Origin of the sequence: Lichenihabitans sp. Uapishka_5, from assembly GCF_033947565.1 — a bacterium.
Taxonomy (GTDB): domain Bacteria; phylum Pseudomonadota; class Alphaproteobacteria; order Rhizobiales; family Beijerinckiaceae; genus Lichenihabitans.
In genome coordinates, this window is record NZ_JARPVX010000123.1 from 1 (window position 1) to 7869 (window position 7869).

Annotated in this window: 7 protein-coding genes and 1 pseudogene; 1 reads left to right on the forward strand and 7 read right to left on the reverse strand. The window is 69.8% G+C overall.

Annotation, left to right across the window (positions count from 1 at the left end; genetic code table 11):
* Positions 1-41: 41 nt before the first annotated feature.
* From P7D22_RS21540 to P7D22_RS21570, 7 genes are all read right to left on the reverse strand, one after another.
* Positions 42-476, reverse strand: coding sequence for a hypothetical protein (locus P7D22_RS21540; RefSeq protein ID WP_319936315.1), 435 nt, complete (start codon positions 474-476; stop codon positions 42-44).
* Positions 473-718, reverse strand: a complete 246-nt coding sequence (locus P7D22_RS21545; RefSeq protein WP_319936316.1) for a BrnA antitoxin family protein — start codon at positions 716-718, stop codon at positions 473-475. Before P7D22_RS21545 ends, P7D22_RS21540 begins: the two co-directional genes overlap by 4 nt.
* A gap of 82 nt (positions 719-800) precedes the next feature.
* The gene (locus P7D22_RS21550) at positions 801-2120 is read right to left on the reverse strand and encodes a leucine-rich repeat-containing protein kinase family protein (protein ID WP_319936321.1); all 1320 of its coding nucleotides are present in this window, start codon (positions 2118-2120) and stop codon (positions 801-803) included.
* A gap of 32 nt (positions 2121-2152) precedes the next feature.
* Positions 2153-5743, reverse strand: coding sequence for a transcription-repair coupling factor (gene mfd, locus P7D22_RS21555; protein ID WP_319936317.1), 3591 nt, complete (start codon positions 5741-5743; stop codon positions 2153-2155).
* A gap of 9 nt (positions 5744-5752) precedes the next feature.
* The gene (locus P7D22_RS21560) at positions 5753-6034 is read right to left on the reverse strand and encodes an FAD assembly factor SdhE (protein WP_319936318.1); all 282 of its coding nucleotides are present in this window, start codon (positions 6032-6034) and stop codon (positions 5753-5755) included.
* Between the two features lie 181 nt (positions 6035-6215).
* Positions 6216-7325: a 3-isopropylmalate dehydrogenase gene (gene leuB / locus P7D22_RS21565; RefSeq protein WP_319936319.1), complete on the reverse strand. Its 1110-nt coding sequence runs from the start codon at positions 7323-7325 to the stop codon at positions 6216-6218.
* A 94-nt stretch (positions 7326-7419) separates the two neighbouring features.
* Positions 7420-7635, reverse strand: coding sequence for a SlyX family protein (locus P7D22_RS21570; RefSeq protein WP_319936320.1), 216 nt, complete (start codon positions 7633-7635; stop codon positions 7420-7422).
* On the opposite strand from P7D22_RS21570, the pseudogene P7D22_RS21575 reads away from it, so the two are divergent.
* Positions 7616-7869, forward strand: a pseudogene (locus tag P7D22_RS21575) (hypothetical protein); the annotation flags it as partial. The gene P7D22_RS21570 and the pseudogene P7D22_RS21575 overlap by 20 nt on opposite strands.

Genomic DNA, 7869 nt, shown 5'->3' on the forward strand with positions numbered 1-7869 from the left:
GTTCTCGCCGGCCAGCGCGGGGTGGACCGCACCGTGGCCGTCTAGCGGTCGCCTCCCGCGGGTCGCAGCTGGTCGAGCGTGTCCGACAGCACGCCCGGCTCAAGCGCCCATTTGGCCGCCACGACGCCGAGGCACACCCCGACCGATCCGGCAGCCCAGCGGGCGATGCCCGGCCTCACGGCTTCGCCGTCGCGGTGCCGGAGCCAGGCGAGCCCCGCCATGCCGCCGAGCAATGCCACCATCTGCCACCGGCTGCGGTGGTGCTGCACCACCAGCCGGGACGCGAGCCCGACCAACAGGCCCGCGAAGCCGCTGCGGGCCGCAGGCTCCAGCACGGTGCGAGTCGCCACCGAGCGCGGCAGCAGACGCGGTGCCACGAGGGCCAGCACGCCCGCCAGAACCGTGAGGGCGAGGACGTGCCGGGTGCGGGCCGCGATCGTCGGGTCTGCGAAGGCCTCGAGGAAGCCCGGTCTCACAGGCCCGCCGCCTGCCGCAGCGCCGCATTGATGCGATCCTGCCAGCCGGCGCCTTCGGACTGGAAGTGCTCCAGCACGTCCTGGTCGATGCGGATCGACACGAGCTCACGGGCCCCCGGGATGGCGGCCTTGGGGATCGGGCCTTCGACCGGCTTCGTGGTCACCTTGCGGAAGGCGGCTTCGGCCTTGCTGCGGGCATCGCCGCCCTGACGGCCTCCATCCCGATCGAACCGACCCGACATGCTTGATCCTCCCCCACACCACGCGGACTACGGCCCAGGCGGTGCGCCGACTTTAACCGGTTCGCGTCCCTGGCGCCAAATGTCAGACGGGCTCGAGAGCCGCCAGCAGCGCCGAAACCTCGGCCATGGCGGGACGCTCGCCGACCGCTTCCGACAGGCAGGCCCGTGCGATCTCACCGAAGGCCGGCGGCAAGCTGTCGGGGGCTCCGCAATACTCGTGAAGTTCGGCCAGCAGAATGCCATAGGCCCGCACGTCGAGCCGCGTGAGCGCCACCCCGGCGGCCCCCGGTGCGAGCCGCGATGCCGCCCCGAAGTCGCTCAGCAGCGCGGCCCCGGCGGCGGGATCCCACAGGATGTTGTGGGCGTAAAGGTCGCCATGCAGCAGCCCCCGGGCGTGAAGGTGGCTGGCGGCAGCCGCCACACCGGCCGCGATGCGCAACACCTGCACGGGCGTCGGCCGGGTGTCGGGCGCGTAAACGTCGCGGGTGCAGCTTTCGAGACTCGGCGGCCCCGCCAGGGGCTGCAGGCCGGGGGCGAGCCGCGGCATCACCAACCCGTCCAGGCCTTCGGGATGGTTCTCGATGCGGCCGAGCGCCCCCACCAGGGCCGGATGGTCGCCGGCCGCGAGACAGGCCGCCATCTCGTGCTCCGGCAGACCGTCGCTGGTGATCGGCCCCTTGTAGAACTTGACGGCCACGTCCCGGTGGCCGCCGTGCCAGTACGCTGCGTGGATGCGCCCCGACGCCCCCTCGCCGAGCAACGGCCCGATCGTCAGGGCCGCCCAGGGCACCGCCAGCCCCGGGCGGCGCGGCGGGGCCGCCTCGACCGGGTTGCCCGCATAGGCCAGCCAGGCGAGGCGCGGCAGCGCGACGAGCCAGGGCGGCAGCGTCTCGAACGCATTGGCGGCGATGCGCAGCAGTTCAAGCCGTCCGGCGCCCGCCAGCGTGTCGGGCAGCCGGGTCAACCGGTTGCCGGCCAGCATCAGCTTCTGCAACGCGGGACGCTGGCCGAGGGCGTCCGGCAGGCTCACGAGGGCATTGTCGGTCAGTGTCAGCCAGCGCAGGTGCGGCGGCAGCGCCTCGCCCGGCACCTCGCGCAGCCCCGCGGCCCGGAAACCCACCTGGGCAAGGGCCTGACAATCGCCGAGGCTGGACGGCAACCGCGCGAAGCGGTTGTTCGAACAAAACAACACCCGCAGTTTGGTGAGGCGGCCGAGGTCATCGGGCAGGCGGTCGAGCGTGCCGCCGCTGAGGTCGAGCACCTCCAAGGTCTCGGCCAGCCCGAAGATTTCGCGCGGAAAGGTATCCAGGCCCGATAGCCGCAGGCGGCGCGCCCCCGCCAGATCGCCCCGCCGCAGCGCCTCGAGCCCGTCTTCCGTTCCGGGCCCTCCCGCACCAGCCATCGGCGTCAGCTTGGCCGGCGCAGGACGCTCGGTCACCCCGCCTTCTTTTCCGCGATCTTCACCAGCCGATCCAGGATCTCCCGCGTGCCTTCCAGCCGGTCCGCCGGCGTGTTGAACTCACGCAGGAAGGCGATCCGCATGTCGGGCCGCACCTTGGCATAGGGCCCCTCGCCCTGCACCAGCTTCACGAGCCCCGCCGGATTGGCGAAGCTGTTGTCGCGGAACCCGACGATGACGCCCTTCGGGCCGGCGTCGACCTTCTCGACATGGGCGCGGCGGCACAAGGCCTTGACGCGCACCAGCTTCAACAACAGCCGCACCTCGTCGGGCATGGGGCCGAAGCGGTCGATCAGTTCGGCCCCGAAGCTTTCGATCTCCTCGTCGGCGTCGAGCGTCGACAGGCGGCGATAAAGGCTGAGGCGCAGCGTCAGGTCGGGGATGTAGTCTTCCGGCATCGTCACCGGCACGCCCACCGTGATGGACGGCGACCACGCTTCCTCGGCCACCTCGATGTCGCCCGCCTTCAGGGCGTCGATCGCATCGCGCAGCATCTGCTGGTAGAGCTCGTAGCCGACCTCCTTGATGTGGCCCGACTGTTCGTCGCCGAGCAGATTGCCGGCGCCGCGCTGGTCGAGGTCGTGGCTCGCGAGCTCGAAGCCGGCCCCGAGCGTATCGAGCTGCTGCAGCACCTTGAGGCGCTTCTCAGCCTGGGGGGTGGGCGGTTTGTTGACCGGAATCGTGAACAGCGCATAGGCGCGCGTCTTCGAGCGGCCGACGCGGCCACGCAGCTGATAAAGCGCGCCGAGGCCGAACATGTCGGCCCGGTACACCACCAGCGTGTTGGCGCGCGGAATGTCGAGGCCGGATTCGACGATCGAGGTCGACAACAGCACGTCGTACTGGCCCTCGTAGAAATGCGTCATGCGCTCTTCGAGCTCGGTCGCCGACATCTGGCCGTGCGCCATGATGAACTTGCACTCCGGCACCTGCGAGCGGAGGAAGGTCGCCACTTCCTCGAGGTCTTCGATGCGCGGGCAGACGAAGAAGCTCTGGCCGCCGCGATAGCGCTCACGCAGCAGGGCCTCGCGCACCAGCATGGCATCGAAGGGGAAGATGGAGGTCCGCACCGCCAGCCGGTCGACCGGCGGCGTCGCGATGATCGACAGGTCGCGCACGCCCGTCATGGCGAGCTGCAGCGTGCGCGGGATCGGGGTGGCGGACAGCGTCAGCACGTGCACGGCGGTGCGCAGCTCCTTCAGGCGCTCCTTGTGCGACACGCCGAAATGCTGCTCCTCGTCGATGATGACGAGGCCGAGGTCCTTGAAGGTGACGCCCTTGCCCAACACCGCATGGGTGCCGACCACGATGTCGACCTGGCCGGCCGCGATATCGGCGCGCGACTTCTTCTGGTCGGCGGCCGAAATCATGCGGGAAATCTGCGCCACATTGACCGGCAGGCCGGCGAAGCGGTTCGCAAAGGTGCGGTAATGCTGCCGGGCCAGCAGCGTGGTGGGCACCACCACGGCCACCTGGGCGCCGTTGACCGCGGCCGCAAAGGCGGCCCTGAGCGCCACCTCGGTCTTGCCGAAACCGACGTCGCCACAGATCAGCCGATCCATCGGGTGACCCGATTCGAGGTCCTTCAGCACGGCCTCGATCGAGTTCGCCTGGTCTTCCGTCTCGTCATACGGGAAGCGGGCGCAGAATTCGTCATAGGAGCCGAGCGGCGGCACGTAGCGCACGGCTTCCTTGGTGGCGCGCTCGGCCGCGATCTTGATCAGCCCATGGGCGATCTCGCGGATGCGGTTCTTCATCCGCGCCTTGCGGGTCTGCCAGCCGGCACCGCCGAGGCGGTCGAGCTGCGCCTCCATGTCCTCGGAGCCGTAGCGGCTCAGCAGCTCCAGGTTCTCGACCGGCAGGAACAGCTTGGCGTTCTCGGCGTAGTGGATCTCCAGGCAATCGTGCGGCGCGCCCGCAACCGTGATGTGCTTCAGGCCGATGAAGCGACCGATGCCATGGTCGACGTGCACCACGAGATCGCCGGCCGACAACGCACCGACCTCCTGCAGAAAATCCTGGGCGCGGCGGGGCTTCTTGCGATTGCGCAGCAGGCGGTCGCCGAGCAGGTCCTGTTCACCGATTACCACGAGGTCGCCGGCCTCGAAGCCATGATCGAGCGCCATCACCCCCATGGCGACATGCTCGCGCTTGATGCCGAACACCGAGCCGAGCGACGACACGAGCTCGATCCATTTCAGGCCATGCTCGTTCAGCACGCCCTTCAGACGATCGCGCGAGCCGTCCGTCCAGCCGGCCACCAGCACGCGCCGGCCGTCCTTCTGCAGCGCCTGGATGTGCTCCACGGCCGCCGTGAAGACGTTGGCGGCATCGTCCGACCGCTCGGGCGCAAAGTCGCGCCCCGGCTTGCCGCCGCAATCGATCGTGGTCTGACCACCGGCATCGAAAGGCGTCAGTTGCGCCACCGGAACGATCTGCAAGGTGTCAGACCAATCCTGCTCGCTGAGGTAGAGCCGGTCCGCCGGTAGCGGCTTATAAAGGCTGGCGTCCTTCAGGCCGACCGTCGACTTGCGGTTGTCGTAGTGGTCCTTGATGAGCGCAAAGCGTTCGGTCGCGGCCTCTCGGGCCTGCGGGTCGAGCAGCACCGGCGCATCGCCGAGGTAATCGAACAGCGTGTCGAGGCCGCCGTGGAACAAGGGCAGCCAGTGTTCCATGCCGGGGTGGCGACGCCCTTCGCTGATCGCCTCATACAGCCCGTCGCCGCGCGTGGTGGCGCCGAACTCCGTCACATAGGCCTGGCGGAAGCGGCGGATCGTGTCGGTGGTGAGTTGCACCTCCGACATCGGCACGAGGTCGAGCGCCCGCAACTGGCCGGTGGTGCGCTGGGTTTCGGGATCGAAGGCGCGGATCGATTCGAGCGTATGGCCGAAGAAGTCGAGCCGCACCGGCGCCACCATGGCGGGGGCGAACAGGTCGACGATGCCGCCCCGCACCGCATAATCGCCGGTGTCCCGCACGGTGCCGGAGCGCGTGAAGCCGTTCGCTTCGAGCCATGACACCAGTTCGTCGGTGGCGACCGAATTGCCCGGCACGGCGGAAAAACTGTCCTTGGCCACCGTGGCGCGCGGCGGCACCCGCTGCACCAGCGCCGCCACCGTGGTGGACAGGATGCGGGGCCGCTCGCGCGAGGATTTCGACCGCGCCAGCCGCGACAACACCGTCATGCGTCGCGCCGCGATGGCGCCCGAAGGCGACACGCGGTCATAGGCCTGGCAATCCCAGGCCGGGAAATCCAGCACTTCGATGTCGGGCGCCGCGAACGCAAAGGCTTCGCGGAATGCCGCGGCGCGTTGCGCTTCGCGGGCCACGTGCACCAGCACGGCCGGGCGGTCTTCGCCGGCGCGCGCCAGGGCCCGCGTCAGGTCGGCCGCCACGAAGGCGTCGAACCCGTCGGGAACGCGGCTGAGCGTCAGGCCGTCGCCCTTGCCGAGGATCGCCGCCGCGCGGGCAAGGTCCGCAAAGGCTTTCGGCGCCACGGCGGGCTTGGCCGCGGAACCGGAGGCCGTGGCGGGCACGAGGCGCGCCGCTTGTGTCTTGGGGGGCATGGGAAGCTTTTAAGCGGTGGGGTTCAGGTGGAAGGCGCAAAGGCGGCGGAACACCGGCGTATCATAATTGGCCGGCACGGGCGTCATGCCCGACACCCAGTCGAACACGTCGCGGTCGTTCGCCTCCATCAGCAGCTCGAGATCGCCGACCTCGATGTCCGAAAGGCCCGCCACCTCCGCTTCGGTGAACCGCCCCATCACGAGATCCATCTCCCGCGTGCCGCGATGCCATGCCCGGAACACCAGCCGCCGGCGGCGGGCATCGGGGATGGGGTCGGGGATGACGGTCATGGGTCGCTCAAGCTTATGGTCCGGCGGACTATAGGCGGGCGAGGGGGTGGGGGCTAGCAGGGCCGGTGAGGCGCAATGGTCGCGTGGGTGCCCCACGGGCCGGCATGACCGGCACCAGCCCGCGGCATGCAGATCCGGGACGCGGGCTCGGCGAGGCCGGCCGCGTCACGCGGTTGGCGCTTCAGGCCGCTTTGCGCAGCGCCGCCACCACGGCGTCGCCCATCTGGCCGGTGGAAACGGTCGCCTCGCCCTTGGCCGCGATATCGGCCGTGCGCAGGCCCTGATCGAGCACAACCGAGATCGCGGCCTCGATGCGGGCGGCGGCTTCGGAAAGGTTGAAGCTGTAGCGCAGCGCCATGGCCAGCGAAGCGATCATGGCGATCGGGTTGGCGATGCCACGCCCGGCGATGTCGGGCGCCGAGCCGTGCACGGGCTCGTAGAGCGCCTTCCGGGTGCCGGTCGTGGGATCGGTTTCGCCGAGCGACGCCGAAGGCAGCATGCCGAGCGACCCCGTCAGCATGGCGGCAACATCCGACAGCATGTCGCCAAACAGGTTGTCGGTGACGATCACGTCGAATTGCTTCGGCCAGCGCACCAGCTGCATGCCGAGCGCGTCGGCCAGCATGTGGTCGAGCTGCACATCGGCGTAATCGCGCCCGTGCAGGGCCGTGACGGTCTGGTTCCACAGCACGCCCGACTTCATCACGTTGCGCTTTTCCGACGAAGTGACGCGGTTGCCGCGCTGGCGGGCCAGCTCGAAGGCCACGCGGGCGATGCGCTCGATCTCGAAGGTGTCGTAGACCTGGGTGTCGATGCCGCGCTTCTGGCCATTGCCGAGGTCGATGATCTGCTTCGGCTCGCCGAAGTAAACGCCGCCCGTCAATTCGCGGACGATCAGGATATCGAGGTCTTCGACGACGGCGGGTTTCAGCGACGAGGCGTCGGCGAGCGCCGGGTAGCAGATCGCGGGCCGAAGGTTGGCAAACAGGCCGAGGTCCTTGCGCAGGCGCAGCAGCCCCGCCTCGGGGCGCGCCTCGTAGGGGACGGCGTCCCATTTCGGGCCACCGACGGCCGCCAGCATCACGGCATCGGCGGCCGTCGCGCGCGCCATGTCGGCGTCGCTGATGGCCTGCCCATGCGCGTCGTAGGCGCAGCCACCGACGAGTCCATGCTCGATCTCGAAGGATGCCAGCCCGATTTCGTCGAGCGCCGCCGCCACCTTTTCGACCTCGGCCATCACCTCGGGGCCGATGCCGTCGCCGGGCAGCAGGAAAAGGGAGTGGGTGGCCATGGCAGGATCCGTTCTCGACAGGACCGGAGACCTAAAGCTGGCCGACCGGGATGGCAAGCAAGGGGTGCCGTGCAGACGACCCCCGTGGGCAGCTTCAATAATGCGGCGGGCGCTGGCCCGCCGGGGGCCCGTCCCGCGTTTCCGTCGCTTCCAGCCGCTCGACGAGCGCACCCATCTGCCGGCGCAGGGCGTCGATCGCGGCCCATTGGGCCGTCACGGTGGCGTTGAGCGCCTCGACGACCTCGCCCTGGTGGGCCGCGTGGGTTTCGAGCGCCTCGAGGCGGGCGCTGATGTCGGGCATCGAACTCATCGGACGGGTCCTCGTGGCGGAAAGGGCGCCCGACCGGGCGGTCTCGCCCTATGTGGTGGGACAGCGCGTGCAGCAGGAGTTCCGCATGTCCCTTCCCTCCACCATGACGGTTATCGAAGCAACCGGAGCGGGCGGCCCCGAGGTGCTCCGGCCGGGCGAGCGCCCCGTGCCGGTGCCCCGCGCGGGCGAGGTCCTCATCCGCGTCGCGGCCGCGGGCGTCAACCGGCCCGACGT